23 protein-coding genes are annotated in these 21353 nt (G+C 75.8%); 13 read left to right on the top strand and 10 right to left on the bottom strand.

Annotated elements, in window-relative coordinates; genetic code table 11:
* Positions 1–97 precede the first annotated feature (97 nt).
* Both CRP51_RS04535 and CRP51_RS04530 read left to right on the top strand, forming a co-directional pair.
* Entirely contained in the window at positions 98–2794 is a 2697-nt protein-coding gene (locus CRP51_RS04535; RefSeq protein ID WP_170970432.1) for a sensor histidine kinase, read from the top strand.
* Positions 2791–3312 (top strand): roadblock/LC7 domain-containing protein, encoded by a 522-nt coding sequence (locus tag CRP51_RS04530; protein ID WP_097229659.1) that lies wholly within the window; start codon positions 2791–2793, stop codon positions 3310–3312. The genes CRP51_RS04535 and CRP51_RS04530 overlap by 4 nt, the downstream gene beginning before the upstream one ends.
* 59 nt (positions 3313–3371) lie before the next feature.
* Here the strand turns inward: CRP51_RS04530 and CRP51_RS04525 are convergent, their stop codons facing one another.
* The 3 genes from CRP51_RS04525 to CRP51_RS29905 all read right to left on the bottom strand — a co-directional run bounded on the left by CRP51_RS04525 (position 3372) and on the right by CRP51_RS29905 (position 4819).
* Positions 3372–3788: a type II toxin-antitoxin system death-on-curing family toxin gene (locus CRP51_RS04525; RefSeq protein WP_212615835.1), complete on the bottom strand. Its 417-nt coding sequence runs from the start codon at positions 3786–3788 to the stop codon at positions 3372–3374.
* 21 nt (positions 3789–3809) lie between these two features.
* Positions 3810–4007, bottom strand: a complete 198-nt coding sequence (locus tag CRP51_RS04520; protein ID WP_097229657.1) for a hypothetical protein — start codon at positions 4005–4007, stop codon at positions 3810–3812.
* 245 nt (positions 4008–4252) lie between these two features.
* Entirely contained in the window at positions 4253–4819 is a 567-nt protein-coding gene (locus tag CRP51_RS29905; protein ID WP_097229656.1) for a TetR/AcrR family transcriptional regulator, read from the bottom strand.
* Between the two features lie 99 nt (positions 4820–4918).
* Here CRP51_RS29905 and CRP51_RS04510 point away from each other — a divergent pair, with 99 nt between their 5' ends.
* Positions 4919–5662, top strand: coding sequence for an alpha/beta fold hydrolase (locus tag CRP51_RS04510; protein ID WP_097229655.1), 744 nt, complete (start codon positions 4919–4921; stop codon positions 5660–5662).
* 75 nt (positions 5663–5737) lie between these two features.
* Here CRP51_RS04510 and CRP51_RS04505 read toward each other — a convergent pair whose 3' ends face one another.
* From CRP51_RS04505 to CRP51_RS04490, 4 genes are all read right to left on the bottom strand, one after another.
* Positions 5738–6796, bottom strand: a complete 1059-nt coding sequence (locus tag CRP51_RS04505; protein ID WP_097229654.1) for a C40 family peptidase — start codon at positions 6794–6796, stop codon at positions 5738–5740.
* Between the two features lie 108 nt (positions 6797–6904).
* Positions 6905–7240 carry a DUF8847 domain-containing protein gene (locus CRP51_RS04500; protein WP_245880367.1) on the bottom strand — a complete coding sequence of 112 codons (336 nt, stop codon included), beginning with the start codon at positions 7238–7240 and terminating at the stop codon, positions 6905–6907.
* A gap of 32 nt (positions 7241–7272) precedes the next feature.
* Positions 7273–8001, bottom strand: a complete 729-nt coding sequence (locus CRP51_RS04495; protein ID WP_097229653.1) for a TetR/AcrR family transcriptional regulator — start codon at positions 7999–8001, stop codon at positions 7273–7275.
* 103 nt (positions 8002–8104) lie between these two features.
* A complete protein-coding gene (locus tag CRP51_RS04490) occupies positions 8105–9043 on the bottom strand; it encodes an AurF N-oxygenase family protein (protein ID WP_097229652.1) in 939 nt (312 codons plus the stop codon).
* A 247-nt stretch (positions 9044–9290) separates the two neighbouring features.
* Between CRP51_RS04490 and CRP51_RS04485 the strand changes: the two genes are divergently transcribed.
* Complete coding sequence (locus CRP51_RS04485) at positions 9291–9809, top strand: GNAT family N-acetyltransferase (protein ID WP_097229651.1); 519 nt, start codon at positions 9291–9293, stop codon at positions 9807–9809.
* A 16-nt stretch (positions 9810–9825) separates the two neighbouring features.
* On the opposite strand, the gene CRP51_RS29095 is transcribed toward CRP51_RS04485, so the two are convergent.
* Positions 9826–10077, bottom strand: a complete 252-nt coding sequence (locus CRP51_RS29095) for a tetratricopeptide repeat protein (protein WP_212615826.1) — start codon at positions 10075–10077, stop codon at positions 9826–9828.
* A 78-nt stretch (positions 10078–10155) separates the two neighbouring features.
* Here CRP51_RS29095 and CRP51_RS04475 point away from each other — a divergent pair, with 78 nt between their 5' ends.
* Complete coding sequence (locus CRP51_RS04475) at positions 10156–10869, top strand: TetR/AcrR family transcriptional regulator (protein ID WP_097229650.1); 714 nt, start codon at positions 10156–10158, stop codon at positions 10867–10869.
* Complete coding sequence (locus CRP51_RS04470; protein WP_245880366.1) at positions 10866–11765, top strand: alpha/beta fold hydrolase; 900 nt, start codon at positions 10866–10868, stop codon at positions 11763–11765. The genes CRP51_RS04475 and CRP51_RS04470 overlap by 4 nt, the downstream gene beginning before the upstream one ends.
* Before the next feature lie 99 nt (positions 11766–11864).
* Here the strand turns inward: CRP51_RS04470 and CRP51_RS29090 are convergent, their stop codons facing one another.
* On the bottom strand, positions 11865–12023 hold the full coding sequence (locus CRP51_RS29090; RefSeq protein ID WP_212615824.1) for a hypothetical protein: 159 nt from the start codon (positions 12021–12023) through the stop codon (positions 11865–11867).
* On the opposite strand from CRP51_RS29090, the gene CRP51_RS04465 reads away from it, so the two are divergent.
* From CRP51_RS04465 to CRP51_RS04435, 7 genes are all read left to right on the top strand, one after another.
* Positions 12000–12365 (top strand): TetR/AcrR family transcriptional regulator C-terminal domain-containing protein, encoded by a 366-nt coding sequence (locus CRP51_RS04465; RefSeq protein WP_212615822.1) that lies wholly within the window; start codon positions 12000–12002, stop codon positions 12363–12365. The two genes, CRP51_RS29090 and CRP51_RS04465, sit on opposite strands and share 24 nt — an antisense overlap.
* Before the next feature lie 203 nt (positions 12366–12568).
* A complete protein-coding gene (locus tag CRP51_RS04460) occupies positions 12569–13330 on the top strand; it encodes a DeoR/GlpR family DNA-binding transcription regulator (RefSeq protein WP_097229648.1) in 762 nt (253 codons plus the stop codon).
* Positions 13327–14286 (top strand): 1-phosphofructokinase, encoded by a 960-nt coding sequence (pfkB, locus tag CRP51_RS04455; protein WP_097229647.1) that lies wholly within the window; start codon positions 13327–13329, stop codon positions 14284–14286. The genes CRP51_RS04460 and pfkB overlap by 4 nt, the downstream gene beginning before the upstream one ends.
* Positions 14287–14362: 76 nt before the next feature.
* A complete protein-coding gene (locus tag CRP51_RS04450) occupies positions 14363–16516 on the top strand; it encodes a PTS fructose transporter subunit IIABC (protein ID WP_097229646.1) in 2154 nt (717 codons plus the stop codon).
* Between the two features lie 46 nt (positions 16517–16562).
* Positions 16563–16826, top strand: a complete 264-nt coding sequence (locus tag CRP51_RS04445) for an HPr family phosphocarrier protein (RefSeq protein ID WP_097229645.1) — start codon at positions 16563–16565, stop codon at positions 16824–16826.
* A gap of 2 nt (positions 16827–16828) precedes the next feature.
* Positions 16829–18487 carry a phosphoenolpyruvate--protein phosphotransferase gene (ptsP, locus tag CRP51_RS04440; RefSeq protein WP_097229644.1) on the top strand — a complete coding sequence of 553 codons (1659 nt, stop codon included), beginning with the start codon at positions 16829–16831 and terminating at the stop codon, positions 18485–18487.
* Between the two features lie 496 nt (positions 18488–18983).
* On the top strand, positions 18984–20057 hold the full coding sequence (locus CRP51_RS04435; protein WP_097229643.1) for a glycoside hydrolase family 5 protein: 1074 nt from the start codon (positions 18984–18986) through the stop codon (positions 20055–20057).
* A gap of 31 nt (positions 20058–20088) precedes the next feature.
* Here the strand turns inward: CRP51_RS04435 and CRP51_RS04430 are convergent, their stop codons facing one another.
* Complete coding sequence (locus CRP51_RS04430) at positions 20089–21270, bottom strand: site-2 protease family protein (RefSeq protein ID WP_245880365.1); 1182 nt, start codon at positions 21268–21270, stop codon at positions 20089–20091.
* Positions 21271–21353 lie beyond the last annotated feature (83 nt).

Below are 21353 nucleotides of genomic sequence, written 5' to 3'. Positions count from 1 at the left end.
GTTGTTCACTCCTTCGGGTGGCGGGGCCGGTGGGGCCGCCTCCGCCCCGGTCGGCGCTGGCAGGGTCGGAGCCGAAGTGACAGGAATGCGAGCACAGGTGCGGAAGACGACATCGCGGGACGAAGGTGGTTCTGCCCCTTCCACACTCCCGGCCGCCGGCCAGCGGTCCCACGCCGCCCGCCGCCGTCGCGCCCGGGTGCGCACCCGGCTGTTGATCGCCCTGCTGCTGACCGCCATCGCCGTGCTCCTCGCCGGCGCCCCGGCGGTGACCGACCGGGTCCAGGCGCTCGACGAGGGCCAACAGCTCCTGGACGACTCGGCGTTGGGCGAGCGCGCCCTCTCCCTCTCGCACATCCTGGCCGACGAGCGCGACGCCCTGGTGGTCGCCGCCGCCGGCGAGCAGGCCGACCGTGACGCCGCGCTGACCGACGACGCGGAGGCCCGTGCCGACCGCCGGGTGGCCGAGCTGCGGGACGCCGTGGACCCGGAGCTGGGCGAGCACCTGGACGCGCTCCCCGGGGAGCGCGAGCGGGCGCTCGCCGGCGAGTCCACGCCGGTCGAGATCCACCGCGCCTACACGGCGGCCGTCGAGGGCCTGGACGGGATGCTGCGCGCCGTCAGCCGTTCCGCGCCGTCCGACGCGGTCAGCCCGACCAGTGACGCCCTGCCCGACCTGGCCCGCGCGGTGCACGCCGCGTCGGCGACCAGGGGCCTGCTGCTCGCCGCCCTGGTGGGCGACGGCGAGCAGGGTGAACTCACCGGTCTCGCCCAGCGGGAGAACGTCTCCGAGACCGCCGCGCTCGCCGACTTCCTGGCCATCGCCGACCCCGAGGGCGGCGACGCCTACCGCTCCACGGTCGCCGGCGGCGACAGCGAGGCGGCCGAGGAGTACCTGGCCGTCCTCACCGACGCCGCCACCCTCGACGCCGCCGACCGCGCGCTCGACCCGGCCGAGGTCGACGAGGCGCTGATGGCGCGCGTCGGGCTCCAGCGCGGGGTGCTCGCCTCGCTGGTCACCGAGCACACCGAGGCCGTCGAGACGCTGCGCGACGACGAGTTGACGTCCTTGCTGGTCACCTCCGGAGTGGTGGCGGTCGCGCTGCTGCTGGCGCTGGCGGTGAGCGTGCAGTCGGCGCGTTCGCTGACCCGGCCGCTGGCCGCCGTGCGGCTCGGCACCCGGCGGGTCGCCGCCGACCCGGTGCACCAGGAGCCGGTCCGCTACACCGGCAGGGACGACGAGTTCGCCGAGGTGGTCGCCTCCGTGAACGCGCTGCGCGAACGGGCCGGTGAGCTCCAGCGGCAGGCCGCCCAGGCCGAGCGGTCCAGCGGCGGGCTGCGCGCCGAGCGCGACCGGCTGCTGGCCGAGCAGCGCGAACTCACCGCCAGGATGGCCGCGTTGCACGGCGCGGTGCACGGCATGTTCGCCCACCACGCGCAGCGGCTGCTGGACCTCGTCGAGGAGCAGCTCTCGGTGATCGAGGGGTTGGAGGAGCACGAGACCGACCCCGACCAGCTGGCGGTCCTCTTCTCCGTCGACCACCTCGCGGCCCGGATGCGGCGGCACAGCGAGAACGTGCTGCTGCTGGCCGGCGCCGAGCCGGTCCGGCTGCTGACCGCGCCGATGCCGCTGATCGACGTGGCCAGGGCGGCGGTCAGCGAGATAGAGCGCTACGACCTGGTGGAGACCGTTCCGCCGCCGCCGACGAGGATCGCCGCGCACGCGGCCAGGGACATCAGCCATCTGCTGGCCGAGCTGTTGGACAACGCGGCCGTCTCCGCCCCGCCCGGCACCCGGGTGCGGCTGGCCGGCCACTGGCAGGCCGACGAGCTGCTGCTGACCGTCGAGGACGAGGGCCGGGGCCTGACCGAGGTCCGGCTGGCCGAGTTGAACGCGCGGCTCGCCGACCCGGTGACCCCGCCGCCCGGCGCGGACGGCGGGAACGGCCAGCACATCGGCATGGGGCTCTACACGGTGGCCAGGCTCGCGGCCCGGCACGGGCTGCGGTGCCGGCTGGTGGCGCGCCCGGCGGGCGGGACCACGGCCGAGGTGCTGGTGCCCGGCGCGCTGGTGCACTCGGTGACCGAGTCGACGGGCTTCCCCGCCGACTCCCTGGCCGGTCCGGCCAGCGGCGCCCACCCGACCATCCCGGCGGCCAGGACCGGCGCGACGCCGGTCGTCGTCCCCGAGGCCGACACCGGCGCCCACCCGACGCTCCAGCCGGGACCGACCGCGTCCACCACCGGTCAGCACCCCCTGGCCGGCCACCCCGACGCCGGCTACGGCGAGCGTGCGCCCTACGGCGACCGGACGGGGTACCAGGACGGGCCCGGCTACGGGCAACGTCCCTACGGCGACGCCGGGTTCGGCGAGCAGGGCCCCGGCGACCCGACGGCGAGCGGCCAGTGGCCCGTCGGCCGGGTGCCCGAGGGACCCGCCACCGGCGGCCTGCCGGTGCGCGGCGCGGCCCCTGGCGCCCCCGAGCACACCCGCGCGCCGGACTCCGCGCCCGTGGTGACGGGCAGCGGCCTGCCGGTCCGCACCCGCGTCGCCTCGGCCGGCAACGGCGGCCAGGACACCGGCAGGAACCGCACGGTCGACCCCGACGAGCTGCGCCGCCGCCTCGGCGGCTTCCAGCGCGGCGCCAGGGAGGGCCACCGCGACGCGGCCCTGGAGGGGCCAGGCGAGTTGGGCGGGGAGGGTCCCGCCCCGGTCGGCCACCCCGATCAGGGGGCGGGGCCGGCGGAAGGACCCGGCGAAGGGCCCGGGCGCTACGGAGAGGAACAGCCGTCATGAGCTCGGGGACCGGAACGCGGCAGCAGGAGGACGTCAGCCGTGGCGGGCGCGACCTGCGGTGGCTGCTCGGCAAGTTGGTGGACGAGGTGCCGGGCGTCCGTTCCGTCGCCGTGGTCTCCACCGACGGACTGCCGCTGCTCTCCTCGGAGTCGGAGGCCGACGGCGCTCCCGCCACGTTCGGTTTCACCGGCCCGCCGACCCCGCGCTGGCCGGGCGGCACCCCGAGCGGTGCCGCCGCCGACCTGGCCACCGTCGTCTCCGGCCTCGGCTCCCTCACGGGGGGTGCCGCCGAGCTGATGGACGGCGGGCAGGTCAAGCAGACGCTTGTCGCCATGGAGACGGGGAACCTGCTGGTGATGGCGATCTCGGACGGTTCGCTGCTGGGCGTCTACACCGACCCGACCGTCGACATCAGCGTCGTCACCTACCAGATGGCCCGCCTGGTCGGCCGCGCCGGCCACCTCCTCACCCCCGAGGTCCGCGCGGAACTCCGCCAGGCCACCAGCCCCCACCGGTAGCGGGCCGCACCCGGACCGGGCGGGAGCGACACGTCACGAGGCGGCGCGGGCGGACGGCGTCAGTCCGTCGGCCCGGCCGGGACGCCGGCCGGCGCCGACGCGTCGCCCTCGTCGAGCGCGAACCGCCTCAGGCGGGAGGCGATCGCCGGATTCGACAGCTCGGCTTGCGCGGCGGCCAGCACCAGTTCCTCGGCCGCGTCCTCGTCCAGCGGCTCCGCCAGGGGGTGGCCGTTGAGGTCCAGGAAGTCGATGGCGGAGGCCCAACCGGTCCGCTTGTTGCCGTCCACCAGGCTGTAATTACTGGCGAGGGAGTGCAGGAGTGCCGCGGCCTTCTCGAACGGCGTGGGGTATGCGTCCTCGCCGAACACGCTGGACTGGGGGCGGGCCACGGCGCTCTGCAGCAGCCCCCAGTCGCGCACGCCGACGGGGGTGCCGTAGCTGATCCGCGCGATGTGGAGGATGTCGTCGGCGTCCAGGTACTCGGTGATGACGCGTCCCTACTTGGTGGCGAGGCGCTCGTTGAGCCCGGCGGAGATGCGGGCCGTCCTGACGGCGGCGGCGGTCACCCTGCGCCGGTGGGTCTCCGCGAGGACGGCGTCGTGCACGAGGGTCTTGAGGCTGACGTTCTCCCTCGCGGCCTGCCTCCGGAGAGCGGCCATCTCCTCTTCGGTGAAGGTGATGTTCAGCGCCGGCATGGTCCGCGCTCCTCTCCGGTACCTGTGACGGTACCTTTCCAGGTCCCCGGCTACACCGCCTCCCCGAGCGGTGCCACGCTGGCGGGGCGAGCCCGTGCGCGGCAGCGCGGGAGCGACACGTCACGAGGCGGGGCGGGCGGACGGCGTCAGTCCGTCGGCCCGGCCGGGACGCCGGCCGGCGCCGACGCGTCGCCCTCGTCGAGCACGAACCGCCTCAGGCGGGAGGTGCGGTCTCCGCGCGCCCCTCACCGCCGGTGGGCGCTTGTGCCGCCCGGTGGCGGGGTGAGCCCCGTGCGCAGCAGCGCGAGATAGCCGGCGGTGGCGGCGGGGCGGCGTTCCTCCGGGTGTTCCCCGACCGCGTGGATGAGTCCGCAGAGCAGCTTCAGCAGGTTCTCGCCGGTGAGGGCGGGGGCCGGGTCGAGGCGGGCCAGGAGGCGGGAGACCGCCGTGGCCAGGTCGATCTTGGCCTGGTGCAGCGACTCGGTCTCGTCGTCCCCGGTGATCAGCACGTCCATCAGCCCGGGGCGGTCGAGGGCGGCCGTCAGCGCCGTGTCGAGGAAGTCGATGAGCGCGTCGGCCGGGTCGGGGCGGGTCTCCGCCTCGGCCGCCGCGCTCAGCAGCGCGCGGACGGACTCCTCGAACACCGCCTCCCGCATGGCCCGTTGCGTCGGGAAGACCCGGTAGACCGTGCCGACGCCGACGCCGCAGCGGCGGGCGAGTTCGTTCAGGGTGACGGCGGTCTCGCCCTCGGCGACGGCGTGGCAGGCCTCGGCGAAGATCCGCTGCCGGTTGCGGGCGGCGTCGGCGCGCATGGGTCTCCTCGTGGACGGAAAGCGCAAGTGGATAGCGTATCGGTTTGCTGGTACGGTGAAACGGATAGGTAATCTACTTCACTGATCCCTGGAGCTTCCATGACCGTCGTGTTGGTGCACGGAGTACCGGAGACCCCATCCCTCTGGAACGATATCCGGGCGCGGATCGGCCGCCCCGCCACGGCTCTGCGGCTGCCGGGCTTCGGCTGCGGGCATCCGCGGGAGCTGGCGGACAAGGACGCCTACGCGGACTGGTTGGTCCGGGAGCTCCGCGCCCTGGAAGGCCCGCTGGACCTCGTCGGCCACGACTGGGGCGGCCACCTGGCGATGCGGGTGGTCTCCGCCCACGACGTCCCGGTGCGCAGCTGGGTCTCCGACGTGGCGCACGGCTGGCACCCCGACTACCGGTGGCACGAGGCCGCCACGCTGTGGCAGCGCAGCCCGGAGGGCGAGGAGTCGCTGGCCTCGCTGCGCGTCGACTCGCCGGGGCCCACCCTCGGCGACCACCTCACGCTCCGGGGGATGAGCCCCGAGCTCGCGAAGGAGGTCGATGAGGTCCACGACCCGGGGATGAGCGCCGCCGTGCTGGCGCTCTACCGTTCGGCCACGCCCAACCTGCACGCCGACTGGGGCCGCGCGTTCGACCGTCCCGCCGCCGCGCGGGGGCTGGTGCTGGTGCCCACCGAGGACCCCATGGCCCGGCCGGACCTGGACGGGGAGGTGGCGGAGCGGGTCGGCGCCGAGACCGTGGAGCTGGACGGCCTCAGCCACTACTGGATGCTCCAGGACCCCGCCCGCGGCGCCGACGTGCTGAAGCGCTTCTGGGCTTCGCTCGACGACTGAACGGCGCGCGCGTGAGGGCCGCGTCGCGGGCCCCGGTCGGCGGTCGCTCGCGCGGCCGCGTCCCCCGCGCGGTGCTCAGCCGGCCTCGGGGCGCACCGCCCCCTTGACCGGCGCGTGGGCGAGCGGGGTGACCGCGATGTCGCGGCCGGGGGCCGGCGGGTGGACCACGGTGCCGTCGCCCGCGTAGAGCGCGGTGTGGCTGGCGTCCTCGTGGTAGATCACCAGGTCGCCGGGGCGCAGCTCCTCCAGCGGGACGCGGGGCAGCAGTTGCCAGCTGCGGGCGCTGGTGCGGGGGACGGTCACACCGACGTGTTCCCAGGCGCGCAGCGCCAGCCCCGCGGGGTCGAACGCGTCGGGTCCCGCGGCGCCCGCCTCGTAGGGTTTGCCCCGCTGGTCGAGCGCCCACGCCAGCGCCCGCGCGCCCGGCGAGTCCGCCGCGCCGTCCGGGGCGTCCCCGTCCTCCGCCGGCCGGTGGGCGGCGAGGAACTCGCGCTGCCCGGCGGCGGTCTCGCGTTCCTCCCACGCGGACAGTTCGCTCCGCTGCTCCCCGCTCAGGCCGGCGAGCAGCCCGGCCACCTCGTTCATCCGCTCGTGGGCCGCGTCCCTGCGGTCGCGCTGCTCCTCGGCGAGCCGGCGCTCCTCCTCCCATGCCTCGTCGGCCTCGGCGGCCAGGGCGTCGGCCTCGTGCTCGGCCTCGGCGAGCCGGCGGACCTCCGCCAGTTGCCCGGCGGCCGCCCGGCGGGCCACCGTGGTGTCGTGCAGGGCCCGCGCCGGCTCCTCGTCGGTGAGCAACAGGCGGAGCACGGGCGGCAGTTCGGGCGAGCCGCCGGTGCGGTACTCGGCGGCGGCCAGCCTGCCGGCCGTGCGGCGGGCGCCGGCCAGCTCGCCCCGGGTGTCGGCCAGCCGGGCGGTGAGGCGTTCCACCTCGGCGCGCTGCTCGGCGAGGCGTTCGCCGGTCTCGTTGTACGCCTCGGTGGCGGCGCCGGCCTCGTGGTAGAGCTCGCGCAGCTCGGTCAGCAGGGCGGCGGCCTCGGCAGGCTGGCCGGGCGGCCGCTCGGCCGCCGCGGCGGGGCCGGTCGCCAGGGCGGTGGCGGCCACCAGCAGCGCGGCGCTCACGACGGTCCCTCGGGGCATCAGGCCACTCCTCTCGCCGTCGCGCCACCCTCGGGCGGGATCGGCGCAGCGATGGTGTGCATGGCCTCGCGCCCCGCGCACGCCGGGAGGCGCGAACGGGTGGTCGCGCTACTCCGGGGTGCGGTCCGAGCCCGGGTGCCCGCCCTCGACATCCCCGGTGTCGCCCTGCCCGCCGGCGCGCAGACGTCTGCGGTAGGCGCGGGAGGGAACGCCGTCCGGGTCGTGGACATAGCGCCAGCCCTTGGGCAGCCGCAGCCGGCGGGTGTGGCCGGCCGCTTCGAGGTGGTAGACGTGCACCGCGCTCAGCGCGCCGTCGTCCCCGCCCTCGTCGGCGGGAACGGGCACCTCGTAGACCTTCGGCGGGCGGCCCGTCGCGCCCACCAGCACCGGAAGCGTCTCGCCGTCCAGCGGCCCGCCGACAAAGGAAGTCTCCACAGCTCGCACCGGGGCAGCCTATGCCCCGGCGCGTCCCCGGCTCAGGCGCCGGTGGGTTCGGCGGCCACCGCGTGGGCCGCGCGTTCCAGCAGGGTGGCCACCCGCCCGTCCGGCGGCTCCAGCGCGGCGGCCGAGCGCAGCACCCGGGCGGTCTGCCGGTCGTGCGCCGAGGTGACCACCAACTGCCCGACCAGCAGGTCGACCAGGTAGTCGCGCAGCTCGGCCAGGCCCAGTTCGCCCTCGTCCAGGGAGATCAGCGACATCGCCTCGACCGAGCTGATCCACGCCCGCACGGCCACGCGCAGCCACGGCCCCGGCCGGCTGACGTCCATGTGTCCCAGCACCGCCTGCGCCGCCGCGCGTCGCACGCCGTCCACGATCGCCGTGGTGTGCGCCGTCTCCACCACACTGCCGCCGCGCAGCAGCGCCGAGAAGCCCTCGCCGTGCTCGCGGACGAACGCGAGATAGCGGTCGAGGCCGTAGCCGAGCCGTTCGCTGAGCGGACCCTCGGCCGGCACGTCGAAGCAGGCGGAGAGGCGCTCCGCCGCCTGCTGCAACGCCGCCTCGTAGAGCTGCTGCTTGCCGCCGGGGAAGTAGCGGTAGACCAACGGGCGCGAGACCTCCGCCAGTTGGGCCACGTCGTCGAGCGAGACCTCCTCCGGCGCGTTCCGCGAGAAGAGGCGTAGCGCGGTCGCTATCAGCTGAGCGCGGCGCTCGTCCACGGTCAGGCGGCGGTAGGCCGGCACGTGTGGTGGGTGAGGGCCGCTCATGCTCCGCAGGGTAACCGGCCCGTCGTCGGAAGCGCTTCAACGCCCGTCGGCGGGACGCCGGTTCAGGCCAGGGTGGTGCCGATCCCGGCCGGGCGGGCGCGGTTCAGGCCAGCAGGCCGGAACTACGCCACATCCGGCGCGCCGCTCCGCGCATGACGCCGATGTCGTCGAGGAAGTCCGTCAGCCGCCGCGCGCCCTCTCGCATCACCTCGCGCCGGTGCGCGCTCGCCCGCGCCTGGGCGACGGCCTCGCGCCGGTCGAGACCCACGTTGGTGTACACCTCGGGGTTCACGAACGCGACCGAGAAGACGCGGGCGAACTCGCCGCTGGTGAGCCGGGTCAGTTCCCGTTCCCAGCGCGGTGCCGAGAGCATCTGGCGGCGCAGCTCCTCCCTGGCGTACCGGACATGGCGCGCCTCCTCCACCACGTGGATGCGGGTGACACCCCGGATCAGCGGCTGCACCCGCTCGTCGGGGAAGGTCAGCCGCTGCATCCAGTCCAGCACCTCCTCGCCGAGCAGCGTGGCGACGAAGGAGCCGGGGGTGGTGGAGACGGTCTTGAAGACGCGCGCCAGATTGTGGTGCAGCGGCCCCGGCGGGTAGTTCGGGGTGCCGCCCTGGGAGATCACCCGCGCGAACATCATCGAGTGCCGGCACTCGTCGGCGATCTCGGTGAGCGCGTAGCGCACGTGGGCGCTGGTCGCGGACTTGTCGTAGATGTGGCGGACCAGCAGCTGCATCAGGATCAGTTCGAACCAGATGCCCAACGAGGCCAGCGCCGCCGCCTCGTGACGGGAGAGCGCGACGCGCTGCTCCTCGGACATCCGGTACCAGAGCGGGGTGTCGTAGAGCGAGACCAACTCGGGCGGCCAGAACCAGAGTCCGTCCTGCCAGGGCTGGTCCCAGTCGAGGTCTCGGTCGGGGTCGAAGGAGTGTCGAGCCGACGCCGCGAGCAGTCGCTCGGCCACCTGCTCGCGGTCCTTGAGCGCGCCGAGCGCGTCCCGCGGCGTCGTGACGTCGGCCAGGTCACCGGAGGAAGTCATGACTTTATGAGACTGGCCGTCAACAAGCCCGTCAATGGTGCGCGCGTGACTTGTTACGCACGGGTAGCCGCCGGCGCCATGTGGGACGGCGGTCCTCGCGCTCGGCGGCTTTATCGACCTGACGGGGGCGGGCGTCGCTCTTATGCTGTTCGGCGCGCTGGTGGTGACGGTCTTCGCCGACCTGGAGTTCCTCGCCCACCGGCGCGCCGCCGCGTCCGCCTGACCCTCGCCCCCGAAACGGAGCCCCGTGAACGACGACGCCTGGACCACTCGCCCGGAGACCCCGTCCGACGCGGAGGAGGTCCGCCGGATCAACCTGGCGGCGTTCCCCACCGCGGGCGAGGCCGACCTGGTCGAGGCGCTCCGCGCCGACGGGGAGGCGTGGCTGCCGGGGCTCTCCTGGCTGGCCGAGGCGGCGGACGGCACGGCCGTCGGTCACGCACTGCTCACCCGCTGCCGGGTGGGCGGCGCGCCCGCGTTGGCGCTGGCGCCGGTCGCGGTGCGGCCCGAGTGGCAGCGCACGGGGGCCGGTTCCGCGGCGGTGCGGGCCGCGTTGGCCGCTGCGCGGGAGCGCGGCGAGAACCTGGTGGTGGTCCTCGGCCACCCCGAGTACTACCCCCGGTTCGGCTTCCGCCGTGCGTCGGAGCGCGGCGTGCGGGTCGCGTTCGACGTCCCCGACGAGGCGCTGATGACCCTGGCGCTCCGCCCCGAACTCCCCGCCCCCGCCGGGACGGTCACCTACCCGCCGGCGTTCGGGGTCGCCTGAGCGCCCGGCGCCCGTCTCAGGCCGGCTCCTCGTCGAGGAGCCGTCGGTAGAGGGAGACGTTCCGGAGGCGGAGGACCGTGTCCGGATGGTCCGGCCCCAGGGTCGCTTCCAGGACCGCCACCCATCGCTCGGCCATCGCCAGGGCCTCGACGCGGCGGCCCAACGCCCAGTGCGTCGTGGCGAGGTTGCTCAGGCACGCGCCGGTCGTGGGGTGGCCGGGGCCGAGTGTCGCCTCGGAGACGGCCACCGCGCCCGGGGCGGTGGTCACGGTGCGCTGGTCGACGCGCGCGCCGTCCCCGAGACGGCCACGCCCGTGTCGTCCCCGACATGCTTTAGGATACGGATCGTGTCGTATCGAAATGAGGAGCCCGGCCGTCCCCGGCGTGGCCGGCCGCGTGACGAGGGCCTGGAGCAGCGCATCCTGGCGGCGGTCGTCGAAATGCTGGGGGAGTCGGGGTACGAGGGCGTCACCTACGAGGAGGTCGCGCGGCGCTGCGGGGCCTCCAAGGCGAGCCTCTACCGCCGCTGGCGGCACAAGCGGGAGATGGTGGTCGCGGCCCTGCGCTCCGGCCCCGCCCGGGAGGGCGCGTCGCGGCCGATCGACACCGGAAGCCTGCGCGGGGACCTGCTGGCCCTCTGCCGCCGGCTCGACCGCACGATGCGGGCGGCGGACAGCGGGACCGCGATGCTCCTGCTCCAGGCGGGACTTGAGGACCCCGAGCTGTGCGAGGCGATCGAGGAATCCGTCGGCCCCACCGGCGCGCGGTTGCCCCGGCGGGTCGTGGACGCCGCCGTGGCCCGGGGCGAGCTGCCGGAGGGCACCGACCCGTTCCCCTTCGAGGAGGTCGTCGGCGCGGCCCTGCTGCTGCGCCGGGTCAACGGGCTGCCGGCCGGCGAGGACTACCTCGCCGCGCTGGTCGACACGGTCGTGCTGCCGGCGCTGCGGGCGACCGCGACCGCCGGAGGCCCGCTGCCCGCCGGAATCTTCTCCGGCGCCCCGGCCCCGCATGTCCCCCGGGCGCCCGCGCGCCCCACCGAGAGCAACGAGGAGCACCCGTGACCACGGACCCCGGGCCCACCGCCCTGACCATCGAGGGATTCGACTACCGCGACCTGCCGGGAGCCGACGGCGTGCGGCTCAACGTCGCGGTCGCGGGCGAGGGGCCCGCCGTGGTGCTGCTGCACGGCTTCCCCCAGACCCACTACATGTGGCGGCACGTCGCCCGCCGGCTCGCCGCGGAACACACCGTGATCGTCCCCGACCTGCGCGGCTACGGTGCCAGTGACAAGCCGTCCGGCGCCGACCCCGACACCTACGCCAAGCGCACGATGGCCCGCGACATCGTGGGCGTCGCCGCCGCGCTGGGCTTCACGCGCTTCGGCCTGGTCGGCCACGACCGGGGCGCGCTCGTCGCCGTCCGCGCGGGCCTGGACCACCCCGAGGCCGTCGCCTTCCTCGGCATCCTGGACGTGCTGCCCACCCTGGACACCTGGGCGGTGCTGCGCGGAGTGGACGCCAAGGTCGCCTGGCACCTCTACCTGATGGCGCAGCCCGTGGGGCTCCCGGAGAAGATGATCCGCGCGGTCGCGCCCGAGTTCTTCGCCTCGTTCCTCGACGCGTGGGACCCCGCCGGGACGACGTTCACCGCGCGGGAACGCGCCCACTACGTCGACAGCTCCGTCGCCGCCGTCGACTCCATCGTGGCCGACTACCGCGCCACGGCCGGCGTGGACCTGGAGACGGACCGCGCGGACCGCGAGCGCGGCGCCGGGCTGGCCATGCCGGTGGCCGTGATCTCGCAGGACTGGGGCGCGCGGCTGGGCTTCGACGCCGCCTCCCTGTGGGGGAGCTGGGCGCCCGACCTGACCTACCAGGCGACCGGTTCCGGCCACTTCATGGCGGAGGAGAACCCCGAGGAGATCGTCGCCTTCGTCCGGGACCTGGCCGCCCGCTGAGCCCTCCGGGGGCGGGGCGCGCGACCACGGCTCCCGCCGGTCCGGTGCGCCCCGTCGTCCGCTGGGGGTGCCCTGCGGGTGCGTGCCCCGTGCCCCGCCTCAGGACCGCACCTCCTCGGCGTCGGCGCCGTCGACCGGCGCGGCAGCCGCCGTCCGGGGCCGCGCCGGCCCCGGCGGCAGGGGGATGGTCAGCAGGGGCACCAGCGGCACGGCGCCGGACAGCCAGAACGAGCGGTGCAGTCCCTCGGTAACGCTCACGGCGGTCCGCACGACCAGGGTGACCACGGCGACGACGACTCCCGCGCCCTGCGCCGCCTGCCGTACGCCGAGGTCGGCCGCTTCCCCGAGGTGGTGGAGCTGGTCGGCGCCTACGGTCCGCACCGGGTGGTGCGCGCCCTGGCCGACCCGCTCGGCCGGCTCACCCTCGCGGGGCGGCTGGCCGCCGACGAACCGGCCCTGGCCGCCGAGCAGTTGATGGCGCTGCTGATCGGCCCGATGGAGGCGCGCTCCCGGATGGGCACGCGGGTCGTCCCCGGCGACGAGTCGCGCGAGGTCGCGCGGGCGGCGGTGGCGACCTTCCTCCGCGTGTACGGGCGGTAGCCCGCGCCGCGCGCGCCGTCGGCCACCGGGCGGGCGCGGCCGCCGTCGGTCCGGTGTGCGCCGGGTGGGCCGTCCCCGGCCGGCGGCGGGTCGCGCCCCTTCCCGGCCGGGGTGCGATGTCCGAGTCTGTTTACTTTCCCGGTGTCGAGGCGTACTGTCGCCGACACCAACAGACTCAGGCATGGAAGCGGGCGCAAACCCACATGTACGCAGCGGAGCGTCAGCAGGAGATCCTGCGCCTCGCCGAGCAGGCGGGGCGGGTCGACGTGCTGTCCCTGGCCGAGGCGTTCCAGGTCACGGCCGAGACCGTGCGGCGTGACCTGAAGGTGCTGGCCGGGGCCGGGCTCGTGCGGCGGGTGCACGGTGGCGCCATTCCCGCCGGCGGGCTGGACATCGAGCCCGACCTCGCCGCGCGCGACACCGTCTCCGTCGCGGAGAAGGACCGCATCGTCCGCGCCGCGCTCGCCGAACTCCCCGCCGAGGGCAGCGTGATCATCGACGCCGGCACCACCACGGTGCGGCTCGCCGCCGCGCTGCCGGGCGACTGCGCGTTGACCGTGGTCACCCACGCCCTGCCGCTCGCCGCCCGGCTCGCCGACCACCCGGGCATCGCGCTGCACCTGGTCGGCGGGCGGGTCAGGCACCGCACGCGGGCCGCCGTCGACGCCTGGGCGCTGCGCGCCTACTCCGAGATCAACGCCGACCTGCTGCTGCTCGCCACCAACGGCTTCTGCCTCGACGGCGGCCTGACCACCCCCGACCTCGCCGAGGCCGCCGTCAAGCGCGCCATGGTCGCCGCCGCCGGGCGCACCGTGCTGCTGGCGGACTCCGCGAAGTTCGGGCAGCGCCACTTCGCCCGCTTCGGCGGCCTCGGCGACGTCGACCTGCTGGTCACCGACGGCGGCCTCGGCGACGCGGACGCCGCCGCCATCGAACGAGGGGGAACGGAGGTGGTCCGCGCGTGATACTCACCGTCACCCCCAACCCCAGCCTGGACCGCACCTACGAGGTGCCGGCGCTGCGCAGGGGCGGCCTGCTGCGCGCCGAGGGCGACCGGGTCGAGCCCGGCGGCAAGGGCGTCAACGTCGCCCGCGCCGTCGCGGCCGGCGGCGGCGCGACGACGGCGGTGCTGCCGCTCGGCGGCGCCGAGGGCGCGCTGCTGGCACGGCTGCTCGACGGGCGCGGGATCGACGTGGTGGGCGTGGAGCTCGCCGGATCGACGCGGGTCAACGTCACCCTGGTCGAGCCCGACGGGCTGCTCACCAAGGTCAACGCCCCCGGCCCGACGCTGAGTCCTGCCGAGGCGGACGCGCTGCTGGAGACCGTGCGGGCCCGATCGGCCGACGCCGAGTGGATCGCCTGCTGCGGCAGCCTGCCGCGCGGCCTGGGCCCCGCCTGGTACGCGGAGCTGGTCGCCCGCGCCCACCCGGCCGGCGCCCGGATCGCGTTGGACACCTCGGGCCAGGCGCTCGTCGCCGCCCTCGCGCACCGCCCCGACGTGGTCAAGCCCAACGTCGACGAGCTGGCCGAGACCGTCGGCCGACCGTTGCGCACGGTGGGGGACGCGGCGGACGCGGCGCGCGAGCTGCGCGCCCGGGGCGCGGGAGCGGTGCTCGCGAGCCTGGGCGCGGACGGGCAACTGCTGGTCGAGGCCGAGGGCACGTACTGGGGGCACGCGCCGGTCGCCGCCGTCCGCAGCGACGTCGGTGCCGGCGACGCCTCGCTCGCCGGGTTCCTGGCGGCGGGCGGCCGGGGCCCCGGGGCGCTGGCGGCGGCGGTCGCGCACGGAGCGGCGGCCGTCGGGCTGCCGGGCAGCGCGATGCCGACGGCGGCCGACCTCGCGCCCTCGGCCGTGGTCACCACGGCCGACGTGCCCGTGGACCGGCCGCTGACCGCCGGCCAGGGCGGGGGAACGACGTGAACGAGGCCCCGGTGAACGGGATCGCGCTGAACGGGGTGCGGAAGTCCGAGCACGACAGCGAGCAGAGGAGCCCGCGATGGCCGAGTTGATCGTTCCCGAGCTGGTCGAACTGTCCCTGACGGCCGACAGCGGCCAGGCGGCGGTACGCGCGCTCGGCACCCGGATGGCGGAGGCGGGGCGGGTCGCCGACCTGGAAGCGTTCCTCGCCGACGTGGCCGCGCGCGAGGCGCGGATGCCCACCGGCCTGGAGGGCGGGATCGGCATCCCGCACTGCCGCAGCTCCCAGGTCTCCGAGCCGACGCTGGCGTTCGGCCGCAGCCGGGACGGGATCGACTTCGGCGCCCCGGACGGGCCCGCCGACCTGGTCTTCCTGATCGCGGCGCCGGTCGGCGGCGACCGCGACCATCTGGCGATCCTCGCCGAGCTGGCCCGCCGCCTGATGCGCCCGGAGTTCACCCGGGCCCTGCGCGAGGCGACCGACCCGGCCGCCGTCGCGGCCCTGATCCGCGGCGAGCGCCCGGGGGAGCGGGACGCGGGCCCGGGGGAGGGAGACGGCGACGCCGGGAACGGGACCCGGCCGCCGGAGATACCGGAACGTGCCGAGCCACCGCGCCCGCCCGCCGACAGCGAAACCGCCGCGTCCGAGGCCAAGCCCGGTCCCGAGTCCGCGTCCGCGCCCGGCGCGGGAGACCCGTCCGCGCCCGGCGCGGGAGAGCCGTCCGCGTCCGAGGCCGCCTCGGACGCATCGCGCCCGTTCCGGATCGTGGCCGTGACCTCCTGCCCCACCGGCATCGCCCACACCTACATGGCGGCCGAGTCCCTGGAGCGGGCCGGCCGGGAGGCCGGGGTCGAACTGGTCGTGGAGACCCAGGGATCCGGCGGCTTCACCCGGCTCGACCCGGCGCTGATCGCCGGGGCAGACGCCGTGATCCTCGCCCACGACGTGGAGGTGCGGGAACGGGAACGGTTCGCCGGGAAGCCGACCGTCGATGTCGGCGTGAAGGCCGCCGTCAACCGCGCCCCCCAGCTCGTCGAGGAGGCGCGCGCCGCCGCCGCGCGCGAGGGCAGCGGCGCACGCGCCCCCGAACCCGCCGCGCGCCCCGCGCTCGCGCCCGGCGCGGGCGAGGGCTTCGGCTCCCGGCTGCGCCGCTATCTGATGAGCGGCGTCAGCTACATGGTCCCGTTCGTCGCCGCCGGCGGCCTGCTGATCGCGCTCTCCTTCGCGATCGGCGGCCACGAGATCGCCGACGCGCCCTCCGTCGCCGACCACTTCTCCTGGCTGGAGGGCGACAGCTGGGCCGCGCTCTTCCACCAGATCGGCGGCGCCGCGTTCGGCTTCCTCGTCCCCGTCCTCGCCGGCTATATCGCGTTCGGCATGGTCGACCGACCCGGTCTCGTCCCCGGCTTCGTGGGCGGCGCCATCGCCGTCACCATCGAGGCCGGCTTCCTCGGCGGCCTCGTCGCCGGCCTGCTCTCCGGCCTGGTCGTCATGGGCGTCCAACGCGTCGGCGTCCCCCCGTCGTTGCGCGGCGTGATGCCCGTGCTGGTGATCCCGCTCGTCGGTTCCGCCGTCGTCGGCTTCCTGATGTTCGTCGTGGTCGGCGAGCCGCTCGCCGCCCTCCAGCGCGAGCTGACCGACTGGCTCGACGGCCTCTCCGGCTCCAACGCGGTGCTGCTCGGCGCGGTCCTCGGCGCCATGATGTGCTTCGACCTGGGCGGACCGCTCAACAAGGTCGCCTACGCCTTCGCCGTCGGCGGCCTCGCCGAGGCCGGGGACGGCAACCTGCGGGTGATGGCCGCCGTCATGGCCGCCGGCATGGTGCCGCCGCTGGCGATGGCGCTGGCCACCGTCGTCCGGGCCCGGCTGTTCACCCGCACGGAACGGGAGAACGGCAAGGCCGCCTGGGTGCTGGGCGCCTCGTTCATCACCGAGGGCGCCATCCCGTTCGCCGCCGCCGACCCGCTGCGGGTCATCCCCTCGGCGATGGCCGGCGGCGCCCTGACCGGTGCCCTCTCCATGGGCTTCGAGGCCACGCTGCGCGCCCCGCACGGCGGCGTCTTCGTCGTCCCGCTGATCGGCTCGCCGTTCCTCTACCTGGTGGCGATCGCCGCCGGCACCGCGCTCAGCACGGCACTGGTCGTGCTCCTCAAGTCCCGCCGTTCCCCGACCGGTTCACCCGTCGCCGAGACCGAGGCCGCCCGCCCCGAGGCGGTGCCTGAGACCGCGTGACCGCACCCCGGGGCCGCGCCCCGGGCCCCGACCCAAGGAGTGAGAGATGCCCCAGCGCACCGTGGCGATAGGCGCCGCCGGCGGCCTGCACGCCCGCCCCGCCGCCCTGCTGGTCCAGGCCGCCGCGAACCAGCCGGTCCCCGTCACCCTCGCCCGCGAGGGCGGCGACCCGGTGGACGCCCGCAGCCTGCTCTCCGTGCTGGCGCTCGGCGCCGGGCACGGCGAGCGGGTGGTGCTCGCCGCCGAGGGCGAGGGCGCCGAGGCGGCGGTCGAGGCGCTGGCCGCGCTCGTCGCGGCCGGGGACGAGTGACCGTGGCACGCGTCATCCCGGGCGTCGGCGTCGGCGGCGGAACGGCCGAGGGGCCGGTCGCCAGGATGGCCGCCCCCCGGCTGCCGCCGCCGCCCCGCGCCGTGCCGCCGGAGGAGGCGCCGGCCGAGGCCGCGGCCGTGCGCGCCGCGCTCCGCGACGTCGCCGCCACGCTGGAACGGCGGGCCGCCCCGCTGACCGGCGCCGCAGCCGAGGTGCTCGAAGCGCAGGTCATGATGGTCAACGACCCGGCCCTCGCCGACCTGGCCGAAGCCGAGGTGCGCGCCGGCTCCGACGGGACGCGCGCGCTGACCGCCGCCTTCGGCTCGTTCCGCGCCGCGCTGGAGGCCGCCGGCGGGCTCTTCGCCGAACGCGTCGCCGACCTCGACGACCTCCGCGACCGCGCCGTCGCCGCCCTCCTCGGACTGCCGGTCCCCGGCCTGCCGAGCCCGGGCCACCCGCATGTCCTGGTCGCCACCGACCTCGCCCCCGCGGACACCGCGCTGCTCGACCCCGAGCAGGTCCTCGCCCTGGTCACCGAGGAGGGCGGGCCCACAGGACACACCGCCATCCTCGCCCGGGGACTGGGCGTGCCGGCCGTCGTCGCCTGCCCCGGCGCGAGCGAGCTGACCGAGGGGCAACGCGTCCTCGTCGACGGCGGCGCCGGCACCGTAGAACCCGACCCCGCGCCCGCACGCGTCGCCGAGGCCGCCGCCCGCGAACGGCAGCGCCGCCGGACCGCCACCGCACTGAGCGGCCCAGGCCGCACCGCGGAGGGGCACCGGGTGGCGCTGCTGGTCAACGTGGGCGCGCCCCGCGAACTCCGGGCCGCGGCCGAGGCCGACAGCGAGGGCGTGGGTCTCTTCCGCACCGAGTTCCTCTTCCTCGACCGCGCGCAGGCGCCCTCCGTCGAGGAGCAGACCGCCGCCTACGCCCGGGTCTTCGCCGCGTTCGCCGGTCGCCGTGTCGTCGTCCGCACCCTGGACGCGGGCGCCGACAAACCGCTGCCGTTCGCCACCGCGCCCGACGAGCCCAACCCGGCGCTCGGCGTGCGGGGGCTGCGCACCGCGACCCGCGACCCCGGGCTGCTGGACGACCAGTTGACCGCGCTGGCCAGGGCGGCCGAGGCCAATACCGCCGAGGTGTGGGTCATGGCCCCCATGGTCTCGCTGCCCGCCGAGGCCGCCGCCTTCGCCGCCCGCGCCCGCGCGTACGGGCTGCCGACCGCCGGAGCGATGGTCGAGGTGCCCGCCGCCGCGCTGCGCGCCGAACTCCTCGCCGCCGACTGCGACTTCCTCAGCATCGGCACGAACGACCTCGCCCAGTACACCTTCGCCGCCGACCGCACCCTCGGCGGCCTCGCCGAACTCCTCGACCCCTGGCAGCCGGCGCTGCTGGACCTCGTCCACCGGACGGCGACGGCCGCCGGGCGGCTCGGCCGCCCGGTCGGCGTCTGCGGCGAGGCGGCGGCCGACCCGGCGCTCGCGCTGGTCCTGACCGGCCTCGGCGTCACCAGCCTCTCGGCGGCGCCGGCCGCGTTGCCCGGCCTGCGCGCGGCGCTGGCCGGGCACACCCTGTCCGACTGCCGCGAGCTGGCCGAAGCGGCCCGCACCGCCCCGGACGCGGCCACGGCCCGCCACCACGTGCACGCCGCGCTCGGCTGACCGGCGCGCCCCCGCCCGGCAGGGGCTCCGCGCCCCCAAGCCGTCCGCCGGCCCGAAAGGGGCGCGGGGAACTGCGCGAGCAACTGTCCACATGCCCGCGGTCGAGTACTCACCGCGCCCGCCCGCCACGGTGGTCGCCCCCGCCCCGCCCGGCAGGGGCTCCACGCCCTCAAGCCGCCCGCCGGCCCGGAAGGGGCGCGGGGAACTGCGCGAGCAACCGTCCACATGCCGGCAGTCGAGTACTCACCGCGCCTGCCCGCCACCGTGGTCGCCCCCGCCCCGCCCGGCAGGGGCTCCGCGCCCGCCCGCCACCGCTGTCGCCCCGGCCTAACCCCGTAGGGCCCCCGCCGTGAATGCACCGTTAGCACCCGGTACGCCACCCGTCGAATCCATTCGACGGTTTCCGGCGCCTTGACACCGCGTCAGGCCCGATGGCGTGATGGACGACGCGCATGGGAGCGCTCCCAGTCCCCGATGACTCGATGAGGAGACGACCATGAACAGCAGCAAGGCAAGTAGCAAGGCAAGTAGCAAGGCAAGTGCCAAGGCAAATACCAAGGCAAGTACCGCGAGGCGCGTCGGAGTCGCCCTCGCCGCCGGCGTCGCCGTCACCCTGGGTGCCGCGCTCTCCGTGCAGCCGGCCACCGCGGACGAGCCGGGCGCGCGGGCCGTCGGGCTGCACGTCGAGAACGGCCGGCTGGTCGAGAGCACCGGCAACGACTTCGTGATCCGGGGCGCCAACCACGCGCACGCCTGGTTCACCGACCAGCTCGGCGCGTTGGGCGACATCAAGGAACTGGGCGCCAACACCGTGCGGGTGGTACTCAGCAGCGGCCACCAGTGGGAGCAGACCACCCCCGACCAGGTCGCCGGCATCGTCTCCGAGTGCAAGGCCAACCGGCTGATCTGCGTGCTGGAGGTCCACGACACCACCGGCTACGGCGAGCAGTCGGCGGCCGTCTCGCTGGACGCCGCCGCCGACTACTGGGTCAGCGTCCTCGGTGAACTCCAGGGCGAGGAAGACCACATCATCGTCAACATCGGCAACGAGCCCTTCGGCAACACCGGTTACGAGGCGTGGGCCGCCGACACCACCGCCGCGATCGGCAAGCTGCGCGACGCCGGGTTCGAGCACACGATCATGGTGGACGCCCCCAACTGGGGCCAGGACTGGACCGGGACGATGCGCGACGGCGCCCAGGACGTCTACGCCTCGGACCCGACGGGCAACACGATCTTCTCCATCCACATGTACGGGGTCTACAACGCGCCGGGCGTCGTCGAGGAGTACCTGAACGCGTTCGTCGACGCCGGACTGCCCATCCTGGTCGGCGAGTTCGGGCACAACCACTCGGACGGCGACCCGGACGAGGACGCCATCATGGCGACCGCAGAGCAGTTGGACCTGGGCTACCTGGGCTGGTCCTGGAGCGGCAACAGCAGCGAGGTCGGCTATCTCGACCTGGTGAACGACTTCGACCCCGCCCAGCTCACCGAGTGGGGCGAGCGGCTCTTCCACGGCGAGAACGGTGTCGCGGCGACGGCCGAGGAAGCCACGATCTACAACTGAGCGACCGGGGCCGCGGCGGCGCGGCGCGCCATCAGCCGGCCGGTTGCCGGCGCCCGCCGGTGGTGAGCCGGCTAATGGTGCGGTTGACGTCGGAGGGCGAGACGATCCCGAGCAGCCGCGGCGCACGCCCGTCGCCGCCGTCCGGCCGCCCGTTCCGGTCGATGACCAGCACGCGGTGCTCGGGGCCCGGGTCGAGGCTGGGCAGCAGTTCGGCGAGGTCGCCGTCGGGCGGGGTGGTGCGCACCTCGTCCAACGGGACCATGATCTCCGCGACGGTCAGGGCCCGGTGCTTCTCGACGGGCACGTTCCGCAGCATCTCCCGGGTGACCAGGCCGACGGGCGTGCCGTCCCGGCCGACGACCGGCAGCGCCGGGTGGTCGAGCGCGGGCCCGGTCTCCGACAGCAGCCCGCCCACGGTCTCGTCCGCCGGCACGGTCGTCGGGCCCGGCGTCATGCTCTCCCGCACCGGCACCCCGGCGAGCAGTTGCCGCGTCCGCGACGCCTGCCCCTCCAACGCGGCGGCGCCGGCCACGAACCAGCCGACCAGCGCCAGCCAGACCGCGCCGAACGCGCCCGTCCACAGGAACACCACCAGCCCGACGATCACCAGCAGCCAGCCGAACGCCTGCCCCGCCGTGCTGGTCTGGGAGATGGCGCGCGGCCGGTCGCCCGAGCGACGCCAGAGCGCGGCGCGCAGCACCCGGCCGCCGTCGAGCGGGGCGGCGGGAAAGGCGTTGAAGAGCGCCAACAGGAAGTTGATCACCGCGAGCCAGGCCGTGACCTCCACCAGCGGCCCGGCGTCGGCGGCCACCAACACCCAGGTCAGCACGGTGAAAAGCACCCCGAGCGCCAGGCTGGTCGCCGGCCCCGCTGCCGCGATGCGGAACTCGGAGCCCGGGTCCGGCGCCTCCCGCCGGGTGCGGGTCGCGCCGCCGAGCAGCCACAGCGTGATCTCGTCGACCGGCACCCCGGAACGCCGCGCCACCAGGGCGTGCGCCAGTTCGTGGACCAGCAGCGACGCCCAGAACAGCAGCCCGGCCAGCAGCGCGAGCAGCGTGTAGCCGAGCGGGCTCCGATCGGGGTAGGCATCGGGCAGCCGCTCCGCGCCCAGGCCGAGCGCGATCACCGCGAAGAGCACGGCGACGCTCCAGTGCACCCCGACCCGCACGCCGGCGATCCGGCCCAGCCAGAAGGTGGCCCGCACCTCGTTCACCCGCCTCACCGTGTCCGCGAACGTCAGGTCGGCGCGCCGAGTACCCGCCCGCGCCCCGGTCATGCGCGGTGCCAGGCGCGGGC

Source organism: Streptomyces zhaozhouensis, from assembly GCF_900230195.1.
GTDB classification, from domain to species: Bacteria; Actinomycetota; Actinomycetes; order Streptomycetales; family Streptomycetaceae; genus Streptomyces; species Streptomyces zhaozhouensis.
Note: the sequence above shows the minus strand (reverse complement) of the source record. Positions and strands in the feature narration are given on the sequence as shown.